The 25600-nt window shown below is 39.9% G+C and carries 25 protein-coding genes; 22 read left to right on the top strand and 3 right to left on the bottom strand.

Features of this window, described 5'->3' with window-relative positions:
- Positions 1–27 precede the first annotated feature (27 nt).
- The 18 genes from EVJ47_08750 to EVJ47_08665 all read left to right on the top strand — a co-directional run bounded on the left by EVJ47_08750 (position 28) and on the right by EVJ47_08665 (position 15957).
- Entirely contained in the window at positions 28–2571 is a 2544-nt protein-coding gene (locus EVJ47_08750; GenBank protein RZD13860.1) for a hypothetical protein, read from the top strand.
- Positions 2572–2792: 221 nt separating this feature from the next.
- A complete protein-coding gene (locus tag EVJ47_08745) occupies positions 2793–3356 on the top strand; it encodes a 4Fe-4S dicluster domain-containing protein (GenBank protein ID RZD13889.1) in 564 nt (187 codons plus the stop codon).
- Between the two features lie 88 nt (positions 3357–3444).
- Positions 3445–3690, top strand: coding sequence for a hypothetical protein (locus EVJ47_08740; GenBank protein RZD13859.1), 246 nt, complete (start codon positions 3445–3447; stop codon positions 3688–3690).
- Between the two features lie 94 nt (positions 3691–3784).
- Entirely contained in the window at positions 3785–5071 is a 1287-nt protein-coding gene (locus EVJ47_08735; protein RZD13858.1) for a molybdopterin molybdenumtransferase MoeA, read from the top strand.
- Between the two features lie 2 nt (positions 5072–5073).
- Entirely contained in the window at positions 5074–5916 is an 843-nt protein-coding gene (locus EVJ47_08730; GenBank protein RZD13857.1) for a radical SAM protein, read from the top strand.
- Between the two features lie 185 nt (positions 5917–6101).
- Positions 6102–6590: a hypothetical protein gene (locus EVJ47_08725; GenBank protein ID RZD13856.1), complete on the top strand. Its 489-nt coding sequence runs from the start codon at positions 6102–6104 to the stop codon at positions 6588–6590.
- On the top strand, positions 6587–7588 hold the full coding sequence (locus EVJ47_08720) for a molybdenum cofactor guanylyltransferase (GenBank protein ID RZD13855.1): 1002 nt from the start codon (positions 6587–6589) through the stop codon (positions 7586–7588). Before EVJ47_08725 ends, EVJ47_08720 begins: the two co-directional genes overlap by 4 nt.
- A gap of 20 nt (positions 7589–7608) precedes the next feature.
- Positions 7609–8163, top strand: coding sequence for a 4Fe-4S dicluster domain-containing protein (locus EVJ47_08715; protein RZD13854.1), 555 nt, complete (start codon positions 7609–7611; stop codon positions 8161–8163).
- A 16-nt stretch (positions 8164–8179) separates the two neighbouring features.
- Complete coding sequence (locus tag EVJ47_08710) at positions 8180–9508, top strand: NAD(P)/FAD-dependent oxidoreductase (protein RZD13853.1); 1329 nt, start codon at positions 8180–8182, stop codon at positions 9506–9508.
- Between the two features lie 5 nt (positions 9509–9513).
- Entirely contained in the window at positions 9514–9750 is a 237-nt protein-coding gene (locus tag EVJ47_08705; GenBank protein ID RZD13852.1) for a hypothetical protein, read from the top strand.
- A 26-nt stretch (positions 9751–9776) separates the two neighbouring features.
- Positions 9777–10766 (top strand): tRNA dihydrouridine synthase DusB, encoded by a 990-nt coding sequence (locus EVJ47_08700; protein RZD13851.1) that lies wholly within the window; start codon positions 9777–9779, stop codon positions 10764–10766.
- Positions 10767–10789: 23 nt separating this feature from the next.
- Positions 10790–11341, top strand: coding sequence for a molybdopterin-guanine dinucleotide biosynthesis protein B (gene mobB, locus EVJ47_08695; protein RZD13850.1), 552 nt, complete (start codon positions 10790–10792; stop codon positions 11339–11341).
- Between the two features lie 5 nt (positions 11342–11346).
- Complete coding sequence (locus tag EVJ47_08690; protein ID RZD13849.1) at positions 11347–12462, top strand: hypothetical protein; 1116 nt, start codon at positions 11347–11349, stop codon at positions 12460–12462.
- Between the two features lie 89 nt (positions 12463–12551).
- Positions 12552–13154 carry a CBS domain-containing protein gene (locus tag EVJ47_08685; protein RZD13848.1) on the top strand — a complete coding sequence of 201 codons (603 nt, stop codon included), beginning with the start codon at positions 12552–12554 and terminating at the stop codon, positions 13152–13154.
- 40 nt (positions 13155–13194) lie between these two features.
- Complete coding sequence (locus EVJ47_08680) at positions 13195–13743, top strand: HPP family protein (GenBank protein RZD13847.1); 549 nt, start codon at positions 13195–13197, stop codon at positions 13741–13743.
- Positions 13744–13873: 130 nt separating this feature from the next.
- Positions 13874–14281 (top strand): 50S ribosomal protein L13, encoded by a 408-nt coding sequence (locus tag EVJ47_08675; GenBank protein ID RZD13846.1) that lies wholly within the window; start codon positions 13874–13876, stop codon positions 14279–14281.
- 87 nt (positions 14282–14368) lie between these two features.
- Complete coding sequence (locus tag EVJ47_08670) at positions 14369–14764, top strand: 30S ribosomal protein S9 (GenBank protein ID RZD13845.1); 396 nt, start codon at positions 14369–14371, stop codon at positions 14762–14764.
- Positions 14765–14847: 83 nt separating this feature from the next.
- A complete protein-coding gene (locus tag EVJ47_08665) occupies positions 14848–15957 on the top strand; it encodes an N-acetyl-gamma-glutamyl-phosphate reductase (protein RZD13844.1) in 1110 nt (369 codons plus the stop codon).
- Between the two features lie 27 nt (positions 15958–15984).
- Here the strand turns inward: EVJ47_08665 and moaC are convergent, their stop codons facing one another.
- Entirely contained in the window at positions 15985–16470 is a 486-nt protein-coding gene (gene moaC / locus EVJ47_08660; protein RZD13888.1) for a cyclic pyranopterin monophosphate synthase MoaC, read from the bottom strand.
- A 125-nt stretch (positions 16471–16595) separates the two neighbouring features.
- Positions 16596–18953: a cation-translocating P-type ATPase gene (locus EVJ47_08655; protein RZD13843.1), complete on the bottom strand. Its 2358-nt coding sequence runs from the start codon at positions 18951–18953 to the stop codon at positions 16596–16598.
- A 347-nt stretch (positions 18954–19300) separates the two neighbouring features.
- Between EVJ47_08655 and EVJ47_08650 the strand changes: the two genes are divergently transcribed.
- The gene (locus tag EVJ47_08650; GenBank protein RZD13842.1) at positions 19301–21751 is read left to right on the top strand and encodes a cation-transporting P-type ATPase; all 2451 of its coding nucleotides are present in this window, start codon (positions 19301–19303) and stop codon (positions 21749–21751) included.
- 2 nt (positions 21752–21753) lie between these two features.
- Here the strand turns inward: EVJ47_08650 and EVJ47_08645 are convergent, their stop codons facing one another.
- The gene (locus EVJ47_08645) at positions 21754–23400 is read right to left on the bottom strand and encodes a peptide-binding protein (GenBank protein RZD13841.1); all 1647 of its coding nucleotides are present in this window, start codon (positions 23398–23400) and stop codon (positions 21754–21756) included.
- Between the two features lie 337 nt (positions 23401–23737).
- On the opposite strand from EVJ47_08645, the gene EVJ47_08640 reads away from it, so the two are divergent.
- The 3 genes from EVJ47_08640 to EVJ47_08630 all read left to right on the top strand — a co-directional run bounded on the left by EVJ47_08640 (position 23738) and on the right by EVJ47_08630 (position 25526).
- Positions 23738–24343, top strand: a complete 606-nt coding sequence (locus EVJ47_08640) for a TetR/AcrR family transcriptional regulator (GenBank protein RZD13840.1) — start codon at positions 23738–23740, stop codon at positions 24341–24343.
- A 68-nt stretch (positions 24344–24411) separates the two neighbouring features.
- Entirely contained in the window at positions 24412–24969 is a 558-nt protein-coding gene (locus tag EVJ47_08635; GenBank protein RZD13839.1) for a DUF302 domain-containing protein, read from the top strand.
- Positions 24970–25031: 62 nt separating this feature from the next.
- Entirely contained in the window at positions 25032–25526 is a 495-nt protein-coding gene (locus tag EVJ47_08630) for a twin-arginine translocation signal domain-containing protein (protein ID RZD13838.1), read from the top strand.
- Positions 25527–25600: the final 74 nt, after the last annotated feature.

Below are 25600 nucleotides of genomic sequence, written 5' to 3'. Positions count from 1 at the left end.
AAAAATTCTAAAAATGGAGGTAAAAAAATGGATTTTGAGGAGTTAAAAAGTGAAAAGTTTTTGCGCGTCAAAGATAACAGGCTGATGAAAATAAAACCTGACCATCGTCCGCAAGAATCATCCAAAGATTACGATACCGTTCGTTATTCCACCTGCACCAATATGTGCGAAAGCGGCTGCGGGCTTAAAATATTTTTAAAGGACGGCAAGATTGTCGATGTAATGGGTGATTCAGAGCATCCCCAGAACAGGGGCGGACTTTGTTCAAAAGGCGTCGGGCAGATTCAATGGTGGTATGACCCCTTAAGGGTGCATTATCCTGTGATGAGAAAATCGTTAACCGATGATTTTAAGAGAGTTTCATGGGATGATGCCCTCGATTTTGCCGCCGAAGGGTTAATTAAATTAACCAAAGAATATGGACCTGAGGCCTTGACGGTTTTTAGAACGGGAAGGTCTTCCTTTGGAAACAAAGAGGGGGGTGCAAGGTTTGGAAAAATATTCGGCACTCCTAATGTTTACGGACAGGGTCCTATTTGCTGCGAAAGTCCCGGTGTATCGATGAATTATGTCTTTGGCGCAAAAGGTCTTGGCAGGCTTATGAATCCATCCCAGGACTGGAAGAATTCAAAATGCATTTTAGTCGTGGGAACAAATATGGCGGCTCAGGAAACAATAACTATGACCCATCTTTTAGATGCCAGAGATAACGGAGCGTTTGTAATAGGCGTTGACCCCCGCTTTAACGCAACATTGTCGAAGTGCGATATTGGAATGAGAATTCGTTCCGGTTCGGATGCAATTTTGTTCCTTGCAATGGGGAATATTATTATTAAAGAGAAACTTTACGATAAAAAATTTGTCGATGAATGGGTTATCGGATTTGAAGAGTACGCCAAAGAATGCGCTCAATGGACACCCGAAAGGGCGGAAAAGCTTACATATGTGCCTAAAGAAATGATTGTAGAGGCAGCAAGAAGATTCGGTTCCGCAAGGCCTGCATCGGTTACCGGCAACTTAGGCACCGCGCAGATTTATAACTCTAACAATGTAAACAGATCTATCGCGGCTCTTTTAGCCCTTACAGGTTCTATAGGCGTTAAAGGCGGCGGTTGGAACTGGCTTCATAATTGTCGTCCTCCGCTAAATTATGGAAACGATTTAAAAGTTCTGCCCGAGTCTAAAAGGCCTCAGATAACCGATAAATTAATATCATGGGGGGACAGTTCCGTTCCAGCCATAATAAATGCGATGATGTATGAAAAACCGTATCCGGTTAAAGGTATAATATGGAACGGCGATCATCTGCCCCAGTTTCCGAATTCATGGAAAATGGAGGAGGCGATGAAGAGGAATATTATAAATATTCATCTTTCTATATACCCAAACCATACATATATGTTCAGCCATGTCGCATTTCCGATAGCGATTTCCGTGGAAACCGACAGTATCTGCCATCACGGCAATAACAGATTATTACAGTGGCACAATAAAATAATACCTTATCAGCATGAACACAGGCCAGATATCGATGTGTTCGACGGTCTTGCAAAAAGGCTTAAAGGGCAGGTTGGACATTTCGATAAGGTAGAGTTTAATCCATGGGGCTATTATCAAGATGGTCCAGATAAAGGAAGGGTTAACGAAATTAAGATGACCGACTTCTTTAATGAGCAGGAGCCGCTTACAAGAGGCATTACTTATGATGTTTTAAATCCTGAAAAAAATCCCAAGGGCGGACTTATGTGGCCTGTCCTCTCAAAGAAAGAGGCCGTGTTCCAGGATGACGAAGCGGTATTAAGAGGAAAATGGATAATGTATAAAGAGGGAGAAAACTATCCCGAATCTGATAAAAGGTTTCCAACTCCGTCAGGAAAAATCGAACTTGCCTCAAAGGCATTGGAAAAAATCGGCTGGTATAGCGTCCCAACCCAGGTTGAGGGATCGGAATCCCCGCTCGGAAATATAGAAAGGGCCAAAAAGTTTCCATTGGTGCTAAATACAACGCGTATTGCTCAGTCCTTCCATGAAGGCGGACACTGGTGGCCTTGGAACGACGAACTCGAACCGGATAGGAATATCGAAATAAACCCTGAAACCGCCGCTGTTATGGGTATCGAGGATGGAGACATGGTTATCGTAGAAAATGACAGAGGCTGGGTAGAGGGTCCGGCATGGGTTACAGAGATGGTTCCCGAAGACGGGATATGGGCAAACTTCGGGTTTGACAGGTATCAGCCCTTTCATCCGTACGAGTCTATTAATACCGTTATAGACGATATAATAAAAGATCCTGTTTATAGCCAGATACAATTTAAGGCTATCCTTTGCAGGGTTTATAGAAAGGGCGACTCTAATCCTGATGAGACGGCCAAAAGGGTCACGGAATTCTTGCAAAAGAAATTCCCGGAGGTTTGGGATCCAAAGTTTCAGGATAAAAATGTTATCGTCGGAAAATGGAAGGATCACTGGAAGGAATACCATGAGCTTAGCATAGGGTGGAAGAAGCTTGTAAACTTCAAAGAACCCGTAGAATGTACGCCTGATTCCTGTGATGTTCGCAGATATTAACATTATAAATAAAATAATATGCCCGGTTGTGGCAATGAAAGCCGCCTCCGCCCGGCTCTTATAAATTTATTTATAAAAATATAAAACATCGATTAAATTAATTAAATAAAATTAAAATTAGGAGTATAGATATGTCATCAGAATACGGATTCGATAGGTTTCATCTTGGAGAGGAAAGGGCGTCCAGGATTACGCTTCAATCTTCCACTCCAAAATATTCAATGAAGGTAAATGTAGATAGGTGTATAGGCTGTATGTCATGCGAAGTGTCATGTAAAAAGGAGCACAATCTTCCCGTAGGTCCCCGCAGAATGAGAGTCATTCAGGTCGGGCCTTATTTCGTAAAAAAAGGACAGTTAAAAACAGTGTATCTGCCTATGAACTGCTTTCATTGCGACGACGCAGCCTGCGTAAAAGCCTGCCCGACAGGGTCTATGCAAAAACGCGCCGACGGTATCGTGTTTAACGACCCAAATACATGTATCGGGTGTAAATCCTGTATCCATGCCTGTCCATTTGGTTCTCCCCAGTTTAACGACGCAACCGGAAAGGTCACAAAATGCGATTATTGCAAGCACAGAGTTGACGAAGGACTTTTGCCGGCATGCGTTACGCTTTGTTCGACCGATGCATTATGGTTTGGCAATATAAACAGGATATCGACAATCGATAGAGAAAAGACGGCAAGGAAACTGACCGAACATCTTTTTGGATTTATTACCCCTCATTCGACGATGGGTACTTCCAATGTACAGGACACGGAAAACACCGTCAAGGTCGGCTAAAATTATTTGCGGCGGCTCGTGTCGTAGCCGCCGGATTTTTAATTTTAATGATTAATTATTTTGAAACTTAAAAGAAGGAGGATTTTATATGGCAGATATTGGAGTTGTTGGAACCATTTATAACGCGCCAATAAGGGTTGAATATCTTAACGGAGACTTCGATAAGGCCGAAGAAATTCTAAAAAAAGCCAATATTCATATTGTGGGAAGGAATGTTGCAAGCGTGACGCCTTATCATGCTACTATATTCGTTGGTTTAAAAGATGAAGAAAAGGCAATAAATTTAGTTAAAAAAGCAGGCATTAAGACTTACGCGGTAGAGCCATACTTTTAATTAAGCTTGATTTCGCTGTTTCACTATAGCTTGGATTAAAATTAAACTATTATGCCGGCAGGTTATTTTATGCCGGCTTTTTATTCATAAAAATATGCAGGGTAAAATAACGCAAGACTTATTAAAATTAGCCTTTGGGAATATAAAAAGGGTAGAGTTATCGGAAGAATTACCCGTCGAGGATAGCTTAGACAGGATTATATCCGTAGATATTGTTCCTGCGAATAATGTCCCTCCGTTTGTCAGGTCTGCGGTTGACGGTTTTGCTTTAATGTATTCCGATGTTTCCGAAAAAAAATTGGACAGATTTAAAGTTAAAAGTCAAATCACCGCCGGTTACCAGGATGAATTAAAGCCTTTAATTTCAGGCGAAGCGGCCTTTGTGACTACGGGCGCCCCTGTCCCTCCTAATGCGGACAGCGTAATCTTGATCGAAGACGCCGATGAATATTCCGGCGGACAAATGATATATAGAAAAAAAATAGAAAAGGGTTCCTATATATCTCCTGTCGGCGACGATATTAAAGCGGGAGAATTACTTTTTAGAAAAGGACATAAGATAAGAATTTGCGATATTGCGGCGCTATCCGGCATCGGGTTGAAATATGTTTCCGTTTACAAAAAACCCGTAGTGGGAATATTATCCGGCGGAAATGAACTGGCATCCCCCGGCGAGAATATAAGCGGCAGCAAAATTTATGATATAAATACGACGGTTCTTAAATCCCTTATTAAAGATGCCGGCGGTATTCCAGAGGTTATCGGAGCGATAGAGGATAAATTAGATAAATTAATCGATACCCTTGCCTATTCCGATAAATCCAAAAAATATGACTTGATAATTTCAACCGGCGGCACAGGCGCCAGTTTTTTAGTCTTAGAAAATAAAGAAATTACCAACTTTTACGATTTGATGCCGTCCGCTATCGAAAAGACTGGAAAACTTCTGTTTCACGGAGTCAGGCTTGTGCCGGGCAAGCCTACATCTTTTGGGGTTTTAAATTATGGAACGCCTATATTTGCTCTTGCAGGCTGGCCGTATTCGGCTATAATAACATTTGATATCTTTGTAAGACCGTATATGCAAAAGATGATGAATAGCGAAAATATTTATAAAAAATATCCTGCGGTTTTTGCCAAACTTACGGAGGACGCGTCATCCGAAGAGGGCGTCAGGAAATATTTTCAGGTTAAAATAGCTCAGGAGGAAGGCGTTTTGCTTGCCTCCGTTATACCGTCTCCCAAACCCCCTTCAGCGGCAAGGTCTTTAAGTCCCATGATCAAGGCGGCGGGAAGTTTTGTTATGGATGAAAATACAACCGTTATTAAGGCTGGAAGCACTGTGGAAGTCACATTAAACGATTACGATATTATCAGGTAAAAATGAGACCGTTTTTATTCAGGACATTTACAGGCAAAGAAGAATTTCAAACCGGTAAATTCGAATTTAAAATACCTTCTTTGAGAATATCTCTTGCGGGTAATTGCAACGAGAAGTGTTTTTATTGTCATAACGAGGGGATTTCGTCAAAAAGCCTTAAGGTTATTCAAACAGGGGACATAATCAACACGATATATTCGGTAAAAGATTATGGGTTGAGAAAGGTAAAGTTTACCGGCGGAGAGCCGCTTTTGTTTAAGGATTTGAAGAATCTCTTATACAGCGTGAAGCATATCGGAGACATAGACATATTTATTACGACTAACGGAACGCTTATAAAAAAAAGAATAAAAGATTTAAGCCCAAACATAATAAGCAAAATATCGGTGAGCCTCGATACGCTGAATGAAGAAAATTATAAATTCATTACAGGTAAAAACTTGTTTAACGATGTTTTATCGGGACTTGATCTTTTAAAAAAAAACGGATACAGGGTCGAGATAGATAACCTGCTGTTAAAGGGTTTAAATACGAATAAACGAAGCTTAAAAAACATGATAGATTACTGCGCAAAAAATCAATTTGACTTGCAGTTTATCGAATTATCGGATAAAACAACGGCAGATATTTACGGAAAATATTATGCCGACCCGATTAAAACATTACGAAAAATCGGTTTAGATTTTAATGCCGAAAAAATAAACGACAGGAAGTTTTTTAAAATAAATGGAATTAAAGCAACCCTTTGCAAAAACATAAAAAATTTGCGCGAATCTTCCAGCGGTAGATGCTCAGGCTTAAGGCTTCTTCCAAACGGCTGTCTAAAAGATTTTTTTTATGAATAATTTTAGATTGTCATTCCCGTCTGCATCAAAGACATGCTTTGATAAACGCAGACGGGAATATCTGCGAAGGCAGGAAAGTCCTTAAAAAGACTTCACGAGGCTTGAAAAGCCGAGAGCGAAGCGTTAATCCAGATTTTTTGTTTACTAAAAGATTTTTTATGAATAATTTAAGAGGTTTATAGACTATGATAGTAGAACTAATCGGGAAAGAGGCCGATTTAACATTCGAATGCATGCACATCGTGCCGGGAAAAGGCGATTGTTCAAGGATACATCCCCATTTTCATTATGTCGATGTTCTGGTTGACGGCGAGTTTGACGATAAAAGAAGGATTGTTCATTTATATAAGTTGAAAGCCGTGACTAAAAGAATATGCGCTGCTTTTGAAGATAGAATTCTGGTTGCAAATTATCCCGAAAGTGTTCAGCGTATTGAGGACAAGGATTCACATTACAGGATAGAAATAAATAATAAGCTTTACCTGATTCCTAAAACCGATATTTTTAAAATCGAAATCCCGTCTCTGAACATCGAAGACCTCACGGTTTACTTCGCTCAAGAGCTTGCCCGCGATCTGAAGGAAGACGAATTATTTAAAACGCTTAACTATGTTGAGGTTACACTCAGCGAAGGACACGGTCAACGCGGAAAATTGCGTTTGGATTTGAAATGATTAAACAACATAAGGAATTAAGCTGCCTTATTCTTGCGGGCGGCGAATCCAAAAGGTTTGGGGAAAATAAGGCGCTATTTCATTTTGCAGGACTTACATTTATTGAAAGGGCATTAAATGTCGCATTGGATGTCAGCGCCGATATAGTTATATCCGTCAGGGAAGAGATACAAAAAAAAGAGTATGGCTTGGCGGTGGATAAAATAATTAAAAAAAGATGCGGAAAAAATAAAAAAGAAAAATTTAATATTAAGTTAATTTCCGATGATATAAATTGCGGGCTCAGGGGTCCCGTCAAGGGTATTTTTAGTTCCATTAAGAGTCTGACAGGCGAATTTATTTTGGTCATGGAGTGCGATGCCCCGTTTTTTAATACGGAGGCTGCAAGGGCGCTGATAAGCAAGGCTAAAGCAGAGAAGGCAGGGGCTGTTGTGCCGCTGTGGCCGGATTCCGTTGTCGAACCTTTGCTTGCATGCTATAAAAGAAAGGATGTTATTCATATATTAGACTTGCTCAATAATTATTCTCTCGGTCTAAAAGATGATTTTTTGTTTAACGATGCGATAAATATTTTAAGACTTCTGCCGTCCGTGTATTATTATTCCATTTTGGATATAGCAGAAAATAGCCCAAATCTGCCGCCTTATATATTTATAAATATAAATAATAAACAGGATTTAGATAAAATGGCGAAAGGTAAAAAAGTATTTTCGGCATATAATAAATCTTTAATGAAAGATAATGCAAAAAGTGTTAAAATTAAAAAAGTAAACAAATTTTTTGATGTTAAAAACCCTAAAAACATACCTTACGGTATTATGGCAAAGGCGCTATATTATTGGTGGGTTTATGCTACAACAAAGAATTATATATATTTTGAAAAATCTATCGGTTTTTTTAAAAAGGACAGCGCCGCTTATCTTAAAAACGGATTAAATTTTATGGGCAATAAATTAATAAAAATATTGCCGGATTTGAAGAATATAATAACATTATAATAATATAATAAGAGGTTTTTATGAATAAAAATAAACTTACCAACCTAAAAGAAGATCTCAAGAAAAACCAGATCGAAATAATGCTTTATCCCTCAAAATGCAACGGTTGCGAGGGCGAGGAATTTATGTCCTGCATTAAGGCATGCGAAACGCATATGAGAGAGAAATATGGTTCTAAATACGCAGGGGCAAGGATTAATATAAAGAAAAAGGCCGATAAATTTTTTCCGATAATATGCCATAACTGCGAGGAAGCGCCATGCGTGGATGCCTGCATGCCCGGAGCAAGATATAAGGATATGGAAACGGGCTGGACTGTTACTAATTATAAAAAATGCGTCGGATGCTGGATGTGCGTGATGTCATGTCCGTTCGGGGCGATTGAAAGGGTAGGGAAAGATCATTTTGCCGCAAAGTGCGACGGATGTGCCGACGAAGATACTCCAAAATGTGTAGAAGCATGCAAAAAAGGGGCTTTAAAGAGAACCGGGATTAAAAACTATTCTTACGAAAGAAGACTTATGGTAGCAAAAAAAATTTACGGTCCGTATATAAAATCCAACATAAAAGGATAAAAAAGGGGATTAGATTATGAAATATGTAATTATTGGAAATTCGTACGCAGGTTTATCCTGTGCCGATGCTATAAGAAGGTTCGATAAAATAGGAGAGGTTACGATAATATCGGATGAGAATTATAGGGCATACGCGAGGCCTTTAATTTCTTACTATTTGGAAGGAAAAACAACGGATGAAACCATCTGGTACAAAGATGACGACTATTACGAAAAGAACAATTTTAAACTGATGCTGGGAAAAAAAGTAGTTTCTGTCGATACAGCCTCCAAAGAGGTTATTATCGAGGATGGGACTAAATTAGGCTACGATAAACTTTTTGTCGGACCGGGGGGAACCCCCTTTGTTCCGCCGACCGAGGGATTTAATCCTGAGTCCCCTATGATGGGGACATTTACAAGGTTCGATGACGCGAAAAAAATGGAAAGGGCGGCCAAAGCCGCTAAACATAAAGAAGCTATCGTTGTCGGAGGCGGATTAATAGGTTTAAAGGCGTCGGAAGGTTTAAGGGGGTTAGGACTTCATGTTACTATCGTGGAGCTTTTACCCCGCGTTTTAGGTTTGGCATTAGATGAAATATCCGGAAATATGACGGCAAAAAGGTTAAACGAGAATGGAATCGATACCGCAACTGGCGAAACCGTTACAAAAATCAATCTGGATGAATCGGGCAACCCTGTGAGCGTTATCTTGAAAAGCGGGAAAGAACTTGTTGCGGATATTGTCGTGGTCGGCGTCGGCGTCAGGCCCAATGTAGGTTTTCTCGAGGGAAGCGGCGTAAAGATAGACAGAGGTATTATTGTCGATAAAACAATGATGACAAGCGTAAAAGATGTTTACGCCGGAGGGGATGCCGCGGTTATTTACGATGTTATTAATAAACGCCCGAACATTATTGCCATTGTTCCGCTTGCGTGCGAAGAAGGAAGGGTGGCGGGCACAAATATGGCGGGGGTTTACAGGGAATATCCGGGAGGGATGGGGCTAAATTCGGTTGAAATATACGGATTGCCTATAGTAACTATAGGCCTTACAAATCCTGCCAACGAGTCGCAAAAAGTATATATTTTTCAGGACGGCGAAAAGGTATATAGAAAGCTTGTTTATGACGGAGAGGTATTAGTCGGGGCAATTTTACTCGGAGATATTGCCGGCAGCGGAATATTATCGGCTATTATAAGGCAGGGGTTAAAATGTCTTAAATATAAAGATGAATTTTTAAACGGAAATATATATTCCTTTGTTATAGATAACGAATTTGAAATATATAATATAAACGAAGGGTATGCTATAAGGGGTGATTTTGAAGACCTGCCGGAGTTTTCAAGAACAAATTGGAGATAAAGTTTATGGATGAAAATAGCGCAAGCTTTGACAATAAAACGGGATTGAGCATAATAATAGAACAGCTGCTCTTAGAGGTCAGGGATGTTAGCGAAGAAGATTTCGGCAAATGGTACGAAAAAAAGAGGAAAGTTTTTAACATAGGAATCAGAAAAGCGCCTACAAAAGAAGAATTTATAAAATACCTTAATTATGCCGTAAGCTTATATCCGCAGGACAATCCCGCAAGCTTTCCTAATTAATATTTATTTGCTGCTTATTATATAAAATGAAAAATTGTCATTCCCGCGAAGGCGGAAATCCACATATAGGAAGTTCTATTCTTGCCCCCATGGCCGGGATAACAGGCTATCCCTTCAGGAAAATGGCATTAAAATACGGAGCGGAATTTTGTTTTACCGAAATGATAAGCGCCGACGGTTTTTTGCATAACGACAGAGGGACGCTGGAACTGCTTAAAGCCGGAAACGACATAGATAAAACCGGTATCCAGCTTTTTGGAAGCAACCCCGTTATTCTGGCTCAAGCCGCAAAAAAGGCGGCCGATAACGGTTTTAAAGTTATCGATGTGAATATGGGGTGTCCCGTCAAAAAGGTTGTGAAAACAGGGGCGGGCAGCGCAATTTTGAAAGATGTAAAGTTGTTTTCCCTTATAGTTAAAGCCGTCAGGCAGGCAGTTAAAGATTCTATCTTTACGATTAAAATCAGAAGCGGATTTGATGAAAATTCGGTCAATTTTTTGGAAATCGGTAAAACTGCGGAATTATACGGCGTCGATGCGGTATTTTTTCATCCGAGGACAAGGTCGCTTATGTTTGGAGGAGCGGCAGACCACTCGCTGACAAAAAAGCTTAAGGAAGAAATTGCTATTCCGGTATATGCAAGCGGCGATATTTTTACCATAAATGACGCCTTGAGGATACAGGATTTTATCTCTGCCGACGGAATTATGTTTGCAAGGGGCGCAATCGGCAAGCCGTGGATATTTACGGAATATTTGAACGCGGGAACTCTTCCGGAAAAAATATATTTAATCGATATTAAGCTAAAAACAGACATAATTATAGAGCTTATGGAAGAAATGAACCTGTTTTACGGAAAAGAAAGAGGGCATAAACTCATCAGGCCTCATCTGTACAGTTTTTTAAGGGGATTTAAGGGATCAAAGGGTTTAAGAAGTGGGGTCAATAATGCCCAAAATGAAAAAGAATTGGTAAGCATATTAAAAACGATAACAGACGAGAGGGATTTCGCCTGAAACTAATGTTATAAACTAAGATTATGGCAAAAAATAACGCAAATATTAATAACGCGGAACCCCCTCCTAAAATCGTTTCGTTTATCGCCAAATCGGGTACGGGCAAAACTACCTTAATCGAAAAGATAATAAAAATACTGGCGGAAAAGGGCTACAGGGTTTCATCCCTCAAGCATACCGACCATGATTTCGATGCCGATATTCAGGGAAAAGACTCATGGAGGCATAAAAACGCGGGCGCCTACTCAACCATGCTTCTTTCGGAGAAAAAAATGGCTTTTTTTAGCGATGTAAAGGAGGCGGAAAAGCCGCACGGAGTTAAAGATATAGTCTTAAAATTTTTCGGCGGTTCCGACATAGTTATAATAGAAGGGTTTAAGGACTTAAATATACCCAAGATAGAACTTTTAAGAAAAGAAATTTCTCCTGATATGGATATTAAATATAAAAACGACCCTAATTTGATTCTTGTTTGCGGGGACGATTTTATTAAAGATTTAAAAATACCCCAAATAAATATAAACGATACCGAAAAGATCGCCGGTTTCATTGAAAAAGAGATAATAGGCGTTTAAATACCATGAATCCCTTAAGCTTTTTTAATTTATTGGAAAAATTTTTAAATAACGGAAGCGGAAGCGGCGGCATATCCGTCAGCCCGGATTATTGCGTCAGGCTGAAAAGCCCGATGGCGAGTTGTTATGAATGTATAGACAGATGCCCCGATTTGTCGATAAAAATAACCGATACCGATATTCAAATTCTTAAAAGCTGTACAAACTGCAATGCCTGCCTTTATATGTGTCCCAATTATGTGTTCGGCGTTAAACAAAAAACAGAAGAAGAGCCAAAAAAATATCTGGCGGTAAATGACGGCATATACTATTTTTGCTCCAAAACAAACATAGAAAAAATTAATGATAAGGCCGAATGTATTTATGAGGCGGATACCTTAGATATAATTACCTGCCTGAAAGAGGGGAATAATTTATTTTTTATTACGGGGGATTGCGATTCGTGCAAATATAGCTATTTTCATAACAAAACTATTAAAAGGATAAAAGAAATAGCCGGATTTTTGAATGCGGAGGAAAATTTCAAAGAGATAAACATTAGCGAGTTCGATGCCCGTTCATTTTTGGATGCCTTAAAAAATGACGATAATAAAACAGGAGGGATGAAAGACGGCATAAAAACAGGCGGTAAAAATGACGGCGGTAAGGGTAAAAATGAAAGTTTGGGCAGAAGGGAGTTTTTTAAAAATTCCATTAAAGGTATTAAAGATAACGCGAAAAAATTTGCGCAGGACTTATCCGTCGACGATTTGCCTTTTTCCGAGCTTTATTCTAATTATATAGATTTGGGCGATAAAAACGATAAAAAAATTAATAAACTTTTTATCGAGAAGCGCAGGAGCATCTTTCTTTTTTTAAAAAACAATAAAGACTTAGTGTCGCCGCTAAATATAAGGCTTCCGAAACTAAATAAAAATTGTGTTTTTTGCGGAAATTGCTGGGAATTATGCCCGACAGGCGCTTTAAGCCGTAAAAAAAGCAAGATATTACTGGAGCCGTTTTTATGCACGGGATGCAACCTGTGTAAGGATATATGCAGTTTTGGGGCGGTAAGAATGTATAAGGCTAAAAACTTAAAAGATATTTCTGGAGAAAGAGTTTTGCTCGAAATAAATTTTTGAATTTAATATATGACAAAAGTCACATATTTTTTATATGCCGCATATTATAACTTAATAAAAATTTAATTAATCAAATTTACATTATCATTATGGAAAACGGAGAAAAGAAAGAGAAAAACTGTGTCGAAATAACGGAAGAAGACATCAGAGAAGCCTTTGAAGAACACAAAACCTTTATAGACATAACTATCGACGATTTTATGAAGATTTACAGGCATGCATTCGACTTAGCGATAGAGAGGGTTCACAGTGTTACCGTGGGGGAGGTGATGTCCAAAAAATTTATTTCCTTATCCGAGGATTCAGGTATAAATTCGGCGATGAATTTACTTGCGGAAAACGGCTTAACCTGCGCCCCAGTAGTTAACGACGCAAATTTTGTTACGGGGTTTATTTCGGATTCGGATATTTTAACCAGCGCGGGAGTCGTAAAGAAACATACCTTCAGAGATGTGGTGAGGCATCTTATCGGCGAACCTACCCCGCATCTTCACAGGACTATAGACGTAAACAATATTAAAGACATAATGACTTCGCCGGCAATTACCGTATCCGTAGATACTTGCATAAAAAAGGCGGCGGAAATATTTAACGAAAAGAGAATAAAAAGTATGCCGGTTATAGGCAAAGACGGAAAACTGGCAGGGGTAATATCTATGACCGATATAATAAAATATATCGGGAAAAATTAAAATTACAAAGTAAATTAAGTTATCTGTGAGGATTTTAAAAATGTGGTTTAAGGAATACGTAAGCAGAATGAAAGGCGGAGGGCAGAGTCCGACCGGCGTAAGCTTTCACGTAATTTTTTGGTCGGGATTCGCATCTATTATAGGTATAGGCGTAGTTGCATATTTATCGGCAAAATTTTTCAATCCGTACGACCTGACTCTGCTTATAGGTTCGTTCGGCGCCTCCGCCGTTCTTATATACGGCGCGATAAAAACTCCCCTTGCACAGCCGAGAAATCTTATAGGGGGACATATACTTTCAGGCTTTGTAGGCGTGGCAAGTTATAAGCTGCTCGGGCATATCAGTATGCCTTTAGCTTCTGCCGTTGCAGTTTCTTTCGCGATTATGCTTATGCATGCGACAAAAACGCTTCACCCTCCCGGAGGGGCTACCGCGCTTATAGCCGTTATAGGCGGAAAAGGAATATACAAGCTTGGTTTTCTTTACGCTTTAATGCCTGCAGGTTTGGGAGCTTTTATTCTTTTAATGGTGGCGCTTCTCGTTAACAATCTTTCTAAATACCGAAAATATCCAGAATATTGGTGGTAGTAAAAGCAAGATAAACAACCCAACCCAAAAAAATCCTTGACAAAAAAGTAAATTTATTAAATAATATTAAGCTACACTTAATTTGGTTAAAATTATATTCATGTAAGTAAGGAAGCGCAGGGGGATAAATATGGCGGAAAGCAAATGGATATTGATAGATGCAAAGGGTGTCAGTTTGGGAAGGGTTGCCGGTTTTGCCGCCAACAAGCTCATGGGTAAGGATAAACCTGACTGGACGCCTTATGCCGACAACGGAGATTTTGTTATCGTTATAAATAGCGCAAAGGCTAAGTTGACGGGTAAAAAAACAACGGATAAGGAATACCATTTTCACAGCGGGTATCCCGGCGGGCTTAAGTCTTATAATTATAAAGATATGGTTAAAAAAGACCCTGCATATCCTATTTTACAAGCCGTAAAGGGAATGCTTCCTAAAAACAGGCTTTCGGATGCCCTCCTTAAAAAAATTAAAGTGTATCCCGATGAAAATCATCCGCATACGGCTCAACAGCCCGTAAAGATTGAAATAGCTAAGTAAACAATGTTCCAGCCCGCCTTTGCGGGGATACAAAGTTTTTGTTAATTGCGTTAAATTAAATAATAAAAATAAATAGGTAATCTGATTATGGCAAAAAAAAGCATTATACATTCGGTCGGCAAAAGAAAGGCAGGGATTGCAAGGGTATATTTCAAAGAAGGAACAGGCAAAATTCTGATTAACGGAAAAGATTTTGATAAATATTTTCCGCTTGAAAGTTTAAGAGTGATTGCCACAAGACCCTTAGCATTTTATCCCATAGAAAATAAATTCGACATTTATATTAATGTTGCCGGCGGGGGGCTAAGCGGACAGGCAGGCGCCATAAAACTTGCTCTTGCAAAGGCGATTCTTTTAATTAACCCCGACACAAAGGAAACTCTTGCAAAAGCCTCGATGCTTACAAGAGATCCAAGGGTGAAAGAAAGGAAAAAATATGGCCAAAAAGGTGCCCGTGCAAGATTCCAGTTTTCAAAAAGATAATTTTATTATTATTTTAGCCAAATCTTGTTTAATCTTTATTAAATTTAGCTTTTAAATTCAGCTTGTAAAGATTTTAATGCTTAATGATAAAAGTCTCTGTTATAGGCGCCTCGGGTTATAGCGGCATTTACTTAATCCACGCGCTCTCTTTAAGGCAGGATGTTTCCATATCCTTCATAACATCCCAAAGTTTTGCCGGCAAAAAGCTTTCGGAGGCTTTTCCTTTATTCATAAAGCCCGCATTTAAAAAAAATCCAATTTCGAATCTATTATTTAGCGCTTACGATGAGGATACTATCTCCTCATCATCCGATATAGTATTTTTTTGCCTGCCGCATGGGGAAAGCTCCAAACTTATCCCGAATATTTTGAAAAAAAATAATCGGGTTAAAATCGTGGATATAGGCGCAGACTTCAGATTTGACGATTTAAAGATTTATGAAGAATTTTACGGGAAACACAATTTTGCCGGCTTAAATTCTAAGTTTATTTACGGTCTTAGCGATGTTTTTTATGAAAAAATAAAAAACTCTCAATTTGTCGCCAACCCGGGCTGTTATCCGACAGGCGCTCTTTTACCCTTGCTCCCCCTTTTCTTTAAAGACGCCGTTGACCTAAAAAATCCTGTTATAATCGATGCCCTATCTGGAATTTCAGGCGACGGACGCGGCTTAAAATTATCAAATCTTTTCTGCGAGGTCGAAAATTCCGTTAAAGCGTACAATATTTGGTCGCACAGGCATATGCCGGAAATTAAGGAAAAAATAACCGCCGCTTTTTTAGCGAATAATAAGGATAATAAATATAAAGACGGTATTTCACTCAAAGTTTTATTTACCCCCCATAGGATTCCCATTGCAAGGGGGATACTGACCACGATATACTTAAAATTAAAAGACGGTATTTCCGAAGGAGAGATTTTTACCTTGTATAATGATTTTTACGGAGACAGCCCGTTTGTTTCCATATTAGAAAGCATTCAAAACTGCGATATCAAAAATGTTATTTATTCTAATAATTGCCATATAGCATTTGAAGCAGGCAAAAATAAGGGCGAAGAAGGATTTTTAAAGATTTTTAGCGTGATAGACAACCTTGGCAAAGGTGCTTCGCTTCAAGCCGTCCAGAATATGAACCTTATGTTTAATCTGGAGCCGGATTTCGGGATACCGGAATATTCGCCCTTTCCGTAATTGCGGGAAAAGGTGTCTGATTTTAAATCAGACTTTTTCTTTTATCCTTGTGTATAATCCGCTTTTTCCACCCTCTTTCGTGATAAGATAAATTTCCGATATTTCGATTGATTTATCGACCGCCTTTAGCATATCGTAAATAGTTAACGCGGCAACGGACGCCGCAGTCAAGCTTTCCATTTCTACCCCTGTTTTACCGGATATTTTAACGGTGGATTTTATATTTATCGCACTTTCATTTTCATCCGGTTCAAAGGTAATATCGCAATCTTCGATATTCAACGGATGGCATAACGGAATCAGCCCCGAGGTTTGTTTTGCAGCCATAATGCCTGCAATTTTAGCCGTTCCGAACACATCTCCTTTTTTGCCGCCTTTGCTTACCGCAAGGTTAAATGCCTCCTTTGACATCGATACCTTTGCATGGGCGGAAGCGATTCTGACGGTGTCCGCTTTTTGAGAAACATCGACCATTTTTGGCATTCCCTTTTCATCGAGATGGGTTAATTTCATTTCTTTTTTCATAAATACTGTTCCTTTAATTTTATTTAATGATATACCAAATAACCTTCGTTTTTGCCTGCGTCTCTTTAAAATAATTTAAAACAATTGTATCAAAAATAATAAAAAAAATAAAATTATATACCTCGAAACGATTTAAGCAAAATATGAAAGGCAATGCTGCCGACTACGGCTGCCGCAATGATTATGAACCATGAAACTGCATCGAGCGCCACGAGTCCGATGAAGCCGCTTAGCCTGCCCCAATAGACGGCAAGGACATTCAAAATCAGGCCAACCGCCAGTATAGCCCAGACTACCGCCTTTTGCATCAGCGAAGAATCACTTTTCCTTTCTACCGGAGTAACATAATAGACGATATAAAGACCCATCAATATGACTATCGACAGGGCAGCTGTTTTATCGTAGTTTGCCATCGGGTTCTGCCAAAGGAAAAAGTCCGTGTAAACTATCAGTGAGACCAGTGCAATAATCAGTCCTGCGATAAGGGAAAACCCCAGTGTTTCACGCAAGAAATCGTTGACCGTCTGTTTTGGAACATGTGCGCTCATCAAAGTTAGCAAAAATGCAGGCGTACCGACGGTGAGCAAATCAATCCATGTAATAAATCTTGGACTCAGCGGAAACGGCAGCCCGACAAAGCCGGAAAAAAGCACGAAGAAAAGGCTATAAACATTTTTTGTCAGGAATAGTTTGGCAACCCGTTTGATATTATATATGATACGATCTCCTTCCCGTGCAAGTGTCGGCAGGTGCGCAAAAGTATTTTTAAGAAGAACTATGTCTGCGATATCTAATGCCGCCGCCGCTCCCGACTTCATTGCAATACCGATGTCGGCTTGTTTGAGCGCCAGAATATCATTAATCCCGTCCCCCACCATTCCGACAAATTCACCTGTTTCCTGTAGATATTTGACAATCTTCTGTTTTTGCTGCGGTACGAGGCGGCCAAAAATCTGACCCCGCATTACCGCTGTTTTAAACTCGTCAGGAGTGAGCAAATCAAGATCTGCGCCGACATAAACCGGGTCCGCGACATTCAAGCCGGCTTGCATCGCTATAGCCGCTACGGTTTCGGGATGGTCGCCGGAAAGTATCTTCAGTTTAATTCCACGCGTCCCAAAAAAACTGACAGTCTCGCGGACATTAGGCCTAAGCTCGTCACGCAGTATAATGAAGGCGAGAATATTTAAATCGCCCCGCTGTTTTAACGAGGCCTGACTTCTTGCGAATGCGAGCACGCGCAATCCCGAACGGCGCAACCCGGCAAGTTTATCTTCCTGCGCCTTTGCAGCACGCCCCTGCATAAGACTCTCCGGTGCGCCGAGCCACAGGGAGACTTCCTCATCCCTATATAGAATTTGTACGGCGCTTAATTTGGTTTTGGACGAAAACGGGAGTTCATCGATCAGATTACTTGGAATTCCCGGAAATACAGCCTCTATTGTCCGCAATGTTTCGTTCTTCTCGCGCACCGCGCCGACAAATGCTTGCAGCTGATCGGCTACATCGCCATGCGTTGCATCGAGAACCTCAAGTCCATCGAATATGAGACGGTTTGTTCCAAGCGTACCCGTTTTATCGAGGCATAGTACGGTTAAATGGCTAATCGACTCGACCGCATTCAGCTTCTGAACCAGCACATGCCGTCTGGCTGAGCGAAAGGCTCCGAGCGCGAAAGCCGTGGTCGTAACCAGCACTAAACCCTCCGGCACCAGAGCCTTGATCATTGTCGCTATCTCAAGAATGCTCGCCACAACCGGCAAGTCCTGAATGTAATTAGCCATAACTATCAGAAAGGATAACAGTATCATAATTGCAATAAGAACCCTGATTATTTGACCGATAGCCCGCTCTAAAGGCGACCTGAATATCTTGTAAGTTTTAGCTTGAGCGGTAAGTGCGCCGGCGTTTGAAGCCACGCCGACCCCGGCAGCAAAGTATCTGCCTTCTCCCCATACACAATAACTGCCTGATAATACCGGATCGCCGTTATGTTTTGCGATCAAATCGGCTTCCCCCGTGAGCAGGGATTCATCAAGAAAGAGGCCTGACGACTCTGCGATGACGCCGTCTGCGATAACGGGGTCACCAGAACGCAGCACAACCAGATCGTCTTTAACTACTTCGTCTAACCAGATGGTTTCTTCGCTCCCGTTGCGGATAACGGTAATCTTTCGCCGAATAAGAATAGCCAACTGGTCGAGGGCTCGTTTAGCGCGGAGCTCTCCAATTATACCCGCAAGAATATTAGCCGCCGTAACGGCGCCAAGGACAACCGCATCGTCGTATGCGCCTATAAGTAATAAAGCGCCTACCGCGGCTGTCAATATGGCGACAAACAATGTTAAAATATTATTGCGAATAATTGCGGAAATAGTTCGCTTCGTGAAACGATCCGTCCGGTTGACTTGTCCGGCCTCAATCCGCCGGCGAACCTCGTCGGAACTCAATCCCGTATCGGAGAAACTCATAGGTTATTCCTTAACCCTAATCCCGATTTAGAAATTTATTTTCTGGATTCCCGCCTACGCGGGAATGACTTTAAGAGAATTTATCGTTTCACCCGTTGGGCGTCATTCCCGCGTAGGCGGGAATCCAGAATTAACTATAACTAAAATACTTAAAAACAGTTTCTAAGTCGGGATTTGGGTTTAATATTTATATGTTTTTTTAATGTATAATATTATAACAAGGCGAATAATTTAATTAAATTATACTAAAAATTATCTGGTTAGACTATCGGAAATAATCTTTTCGTTTTCGGTTTATATTGTTTATATCCGGCTTATTCGCGGACAGCCGGCATAACGGTGCTTTAATGAATCAATCGCTCGACAGCGGGCTTAGCGCTCAAGAAGCAAAAGAAAGGCTTGCAAAGTTCGGACATAACCAAATTTTTAAGGCAGACAGAATTAGTTTTTTTAAAATTGTCTGGCATGAAATTAGGGAGCCGATGATTTTGCTTTTGCTTGCGGTGGGATTTTTTTATTCCCTTTGGGGAAAATTACACGATTCGCTCGCAATTTTTATCATTATTTTTCTTATGGTTTTAGCCGAAGTTTATAATGAATTTCGCGCAAAGAAAGCCATTGCTTCTCTGGAAAAAATTACCGCGCCCAGAACAAAAGTCAAAAGAGATGGAAAGGTTCAAGAAATTGCCTCGGAAGAGATTGTGCCGGGCGATATACTGGTATTGACTCGCGGAACAAAGATTGCCGCCGATGCCGTGCTTAAAAAAGCGATTGGAGCGGAAATAGACGAATCCGCCCTGACAGGTGAATCTTTTCCCCAAAGAAAAATTGCGGGGGATGAAATTTTTGCCGGCACTATATTAATAAGCGGAGAAGGCGAGGCGGAAACGGTAAAAACCGGCAAAAAGACAAAGATGGGAGAGATTGCCGCGACGCTTAAAGAATTAAAGCCGCCTAAGACGGCATTACAGAAAGCGATGAAATCATTAGCCGGAAAACTGGTATATCTGGCCCTTTTTTTCTCTATTTTAATTCCCGTCGTTGGAATTTTGCAAGGCGAGGATTTGCGCAGGATGGTTTTAACAGGGCTTCTGATTGCTTTTGTAACTATTCCGGAAGAGTTGCCGATTATCATAACCATGGTGTTGGGGTTAGGCACATATGCCCTTTCCAAGCACAATTTCCTTATCAAGGAAATAAAATCGGCAGAAATTCTTGGCAATGCCACCTGTATTGTTACCGATAAAACTGGAACGGTAACGGTAGGGAAGATGAATATCGACAAAATTTATCCCGAGGCAAAAGAAGACGAAATTCTAAAAAATGCTCTCGGGGCAACGACCGAATACTCTTTTTCCCATATAGAACAATCCATTAAAGAAAGGGCAGTGAAAAAAAGCCTCCTTTTTTCTCCCGGTGAAATTTTAGCCCAAAGCAATATAGATAATAACAGAAAAACGAAAGCAGTCGTCAGAAAGGACAAAGAAGTTATTAAATTGTATGTAAGCGGTTCTCCCGAAGAAGTTTTTTCAAAATCTTCCTATATAGATAATGAAACAAAAGCGATGCTGGAGAAAGAGACTTCCCGGGGAAAAAGGGTTATTGCAACAGCTTCAAAGAGGCTGAGTCCCCATCAAAATGATTTTGATTTTGATGCTATGGAGAAAGAAATGGATTTTGCGGGACTTATCAGTTTTGAAGATCCGCCGAGGAAGGGAGTAAAAGAAACTATCGGTATTGCTAAGAAAGCGGGTATCAGAACAATAATGGTAACTGGAGATCATCCTTTGACGGCGGGTTATATTGCCGAAAAAGTAGGCATTTTTGGAACAGATAAAGTAATGACCGGCGATGATTTAGATAAATTAAGCGATAACGATATTAAAACCGTTTTGAAGGAAACATCCGTCTTTGCGCGGACAGCCGCAGGGCATAAATATCGTATAGTGAAGATATTGCAGGAAATGGGCGAAGTAGTAGCCGTGACCGGAGACGGAATCAACGATGTTTTGGCGCTTAAAGCCGCGGATATCGGTATTGCAATGGGGCAAAAAGGGACGGATGTCGCTAAGGACGCAGCAGGTATTGTTTTAGCCGATGATAATTATATTACGCTCACCCACGGAATTTTTGAAGGGCGAAAGTTTTTTGACAATCTTTTAAAGGCTGTGAAATATTATCTTTCGGTAAAAACAGGCCTGGTATTGATTTTTTTTACCGCCGTTTTGCTGGGTTTGCCTCTGCCGTTCTCGCCAATCCAGATTATTGTTCTGGAACTATTTGTGGATTTAGGCGCATCCGCCGGTTTTGTGGCCGAACCCGAAGAAAAAGGGATATATTTAAGGCCGCCGCAAAAGTCGGAAGAAAACATGTTCGGCGGTAAATCTATCCGGGATGTCTTGCTAAAAGGCACGGTGTTATTCTTTGCCGTAATGGCCGCGTATTTTTGGGCAAGAATACAGGGCTTTGATATCGGTAAAATTCAAACTTTTGCATTTTCCGCCTGGATTTTTGCGCACATTTCTTTAGCTTTCGTTTCCCGCTCGGATAAAGAATCCGTATTTTCTTTAGGGTTACTGAAAAACGGCACCATAGACATATGGGGGGCGGGAGCGATAACTTTCCTTATGGCGGCGGTTTATATTCCTGTTTTTGGCGAAAGATTCAATCTTGTTCAAATTAGCTTTGTTCAATTAATGACGATTTTTTCGGCAACAATTTTCATTGTAGGCTTATTGGAGATCAAAAAATTAATCGGAAAAACGTGGTTAAAATATCCGGCCGGACTTGAAGTTTAAAATTATTGCCCTGCATAATACCATTTCCTTATATTATATCCGATGCCTGCGGGGGCGGGTTTTATTCCTTTAACCGTCCTTTTTACTACGGGCATTGCGTAAGGGATATACAAAAATGTGTAAGGTTCTTTTTCCGCAATTAATCTTTGAATCTCGAAGTAATATTTTCTTTGTTTTTTTAAATTAAATGTCCCGCGCGCTTTTCTGAATAAACCGTCTATTTCGGGGTCGTTAAACGATGTAAAATTTAATCCCTTCGGGACGATATTAGAACCCATAAATATGGATGCGTTGTCATACGGGTTTGGTGTAATGGTAAACCCGAGCAGAACGGTTTGAAATCTTTTTTTCATAATAAATTCTGATATTAAAGATGTCCATTCCATCACCCTTATGCCTGCACTGATGCCGATTTTTTTTAGATTTTGCTGGATAATTTCGGCAGCCGCTAACCGCTCCGAATTTCCCTGCGGGGTTAATATGGTAAATTTAAAAGGTCTGCCGCCTTTTTCCAGAATTCCGTTTTTAAGGCGCCATCCTTTTTTATTCAAAAGCTGCAGGGCTTTATGAGGGTTATATCCGTATTTTTTAACATTTTTATTATAAAAATATGTTCCCGGCATAAACGGGCCGTAGCATTTTATGCCCAATCCCAAAAGCGCCCCCTTGATTATTTCTTTTTTATTTATCGCGTAACTTAAAGCCCGCCTTACTTTGACGCTTTTAAAAAGCGGGTCTAAGAGGTTATAGCCTAAAAAAGTAAAGCTTAAGGATGGATGGATATATTTTTTATAGCGTGAATTGAATTTTTTGCCGCCCGTTTCATATCTATATTGAAGCGGGGTTAAACCCATATAGTCTATGCCGTTTGATTTAAGCATCAGAAACATTGTGGAAGAATCGGGAACTATTTTATAAATTAGCCGTTTTATATGGGGCGCCCCCATAAAATAACGCGGATTTGCTTTTAATATTATCTCATATCCGTGAACCCATTTATAAAACTCGTAAGGGCCTGTGCCCACGGGACGGCTTCTTAACTTTGTGGTTAAAAGGTTTTTCCCCTTAAGCAGGGCTTCGGGCAGAATGCTTAGTCCCCATGAAGATAAAGCCGGAGCATAAGGTTTTTTATAAGTTACCCGGAAAATATACCTGCCGATAATTCTTGCTTTATAAACCTTAAGGTATTCCGCGGAATAAGGGGTTGGAGTTTTTGGATTCACCATTAAACGATATGTGAACAGCACGTCTTTCGCTGTGAATTTTTGCCCGTTTTGCCAGTAAATATTATGATGAAGGTAAAATGTTATAGTTTTTCCGCCGTTGCCGATTTTCCATGATTTTGCAAGATCCGGGACGATTTTAAAATTCCTGTTGTATCTTACGAGCCCGTCGTAAATTTGAGAGGTAACTTCCGCCGTAGGGGCGTCGGCGGCCATATTGCCGATAAGATTGGTGGCATCCGCAGGCAGTCCGATAATCAAGGCATTCTTTTTGCCGTTGTTTTGACTGATATTGTTTACCGGCGATATATTTTGCGGCTTATGGAAAAATTTCGCGTGCAAAATCAGAGCAAAAATGCCGGTTAATGCGATTATAATTATAAACGGCCAAATATATGCGGATTTTATTTTATTTTTAAAAATCATCGGATTTATTTAAATCGGAAAGGAAATCTCTTTTTTTTATTTATATCATTATTTAATGAAATAATCAAATTGAATAAAAAGAATAAAGTGAAATAAGTGCAGCCTAATTTGCCTTTTTATAAAAAATTTACACAAAAATAAAAAAAATAAAAAAGCTTGACACACGGTATAAAAAAAGAATATTATATTATACATAACGGACATCCGTTATGTATAACTATTAACAAAGGCTAATACAGATAGCAGTCTATAATGACGGGAAATAACATAAATAATATCCCGTTAATTTTTTTAGTGAAAGGAGAATGGCGGATTTTAACTTTACATAGCCATTGTTATGATTAATTATAATAAAAAACAACAACAGTCTATCGTAACAAAAAATAACATAATGAATGCTGCAATGAGTCTTTTCATTGAATGGGGATATTTTAACACTACATTAAGAGATGTTGCTAAAAGAGCGGGTTTAAGCACCGGCGCCTTATACGTTCATTTTAAAAGCAAAGAAGATATTGCAAAAGAGCTTTTTCAAATGACATCAAATTTTATTAAGGAAAAATTAGAATTTTCGATTAAAAATGCAAATACGACAAAGGATAAGATAAGGGGAATAATTGACACTATCTTTATATTGGCTGAAACTAATAGGGGCATGATGGAATATGCATTTTATACGAAGCATAAAGATATATTTTCCGGTGGAAAGAGCATTTGTTCATCTGCGCCCCTTGATTTACTCAAAGAATTTTTAAAGTTTGAAATAAAAAATAAGAGATTAAGGGTTATTGATATAAATTTAGGTGTTATTAGTTTAACCGGAATTGCGATAAGGTTTATTATTTCTAGCTGGGATGGTGTTATTAAAGGCAACATAGCCGACTATAAAGATAAAGTTTTTGAGATAGTTTGGGGTATTCTCAAACCAGAAGGCAGTGATTAATGCAAAAACTGGGTCGGGTCGGTTTGTCATGGAAATTTACAACTATAATTCTGTAAGTTAATTTTTGAATGTTATTTTTACACTTTGACTATAATACAAACCAAGAGGTAAAGATGAAGAAAAGAAGGCTTGCTGTAACGCCTCCCGTTGCCGGTCTGGCGTTTATTTTAGGTTTATCCTTTTTTATCGCGGTTTTTTTTCCCGCAAACTCGTTTGCTACAAAAATTCCCAAGGGGCCGTTTTATATCGTCAAGGTCAAGAAGAGCTTTAAAAGCGCCCTGTTCGACCTGAAGCAGGGAATAGAAGATGCGAATTACAGCATTCTTGCGATTGCCCCTATATCCACCGGCATAAAAGGGATAGGATACAAGATTCCGGACCTTAAAGTTATCGATTTTTGCAAATTGATGGACGGCTATAAACTTTTAAAATACAATATGAACTATGCCGCGTTTATGCCTTGCAGGATTGCCATTTATAAGGAGGGTAAATACACCGTAATGATTTCATTTCTGCCCTCTTATTTCTCCAGATTTTTTAAGAATAATGCCGAGCAGAAAAAAACAATCATAGCCGTAACGAAACAGATTATTCAAATTATGGATTCCGTAAAGACCGGATTTTAAAGATCTTTGCATCCCTGATATAAACTTATACAAAACTTTCAAAAACAGGAGGCTGATAGTAAATGGATTTACGAAAGATTACCAGAAGGGACTTCATAAAAAGCACGGCTCTTTTCGCGGGCGCTGCCGCGATTAATCCGGTTAATCTCTTAAAGTTTAAGCCCGTGGGCAACCTTACCATAATGTGGAACTCCGATTCGCACGCCCATCTCAAGCCCGTATTATACCGCGAGCCTTCCGTCAATATCGGCCCCCGCGCAATGAACGGCAGGCCGGGACACCTTGTCGGCGATTCTTTCAACCTTTACTACGATATAAACCCCGGTTCCGCAATGGATTATTTCTGTTCATATAATAATTTCGCAAAGCATGCAAATCAGTACGGCCCTATGGGCGGTTACGCGCATATGGCAGCCGTCTTTAATAAAATAAAGGAAGAAAGGCACGGCAAGACGATAATGCTCGATACGGGGGATTCGTGGCAGGGAACGGGCATAGCCCTCCTTACGAAGGGACGACAGCCTGAATATTTTCGCCGGCGTCTATGGATACTTTGAAACCGATGCCGAATTTGTTTCTGCCGTTTGAAAAAGGATTTTTTGATACGGTAATATCAAATTCATTAATTGTA

This window comes from Candidatus Acidulodesulfobacterium ferriphilum, from assembly GCA_004195035.1.
Classification (GTDB): Bacteria; SZUA-79; SZUA-79; order Acidulodesulfobacterales; family Acidulodesulfobacteraceae; genus Acidulodesulfobacterium; species Acidulodesulfobacterium ferriphilum.
Note: the sequence above shows the minus strand (reverse complement) of the source record. Positions and strands in the feature narration are given on the sequence as shown.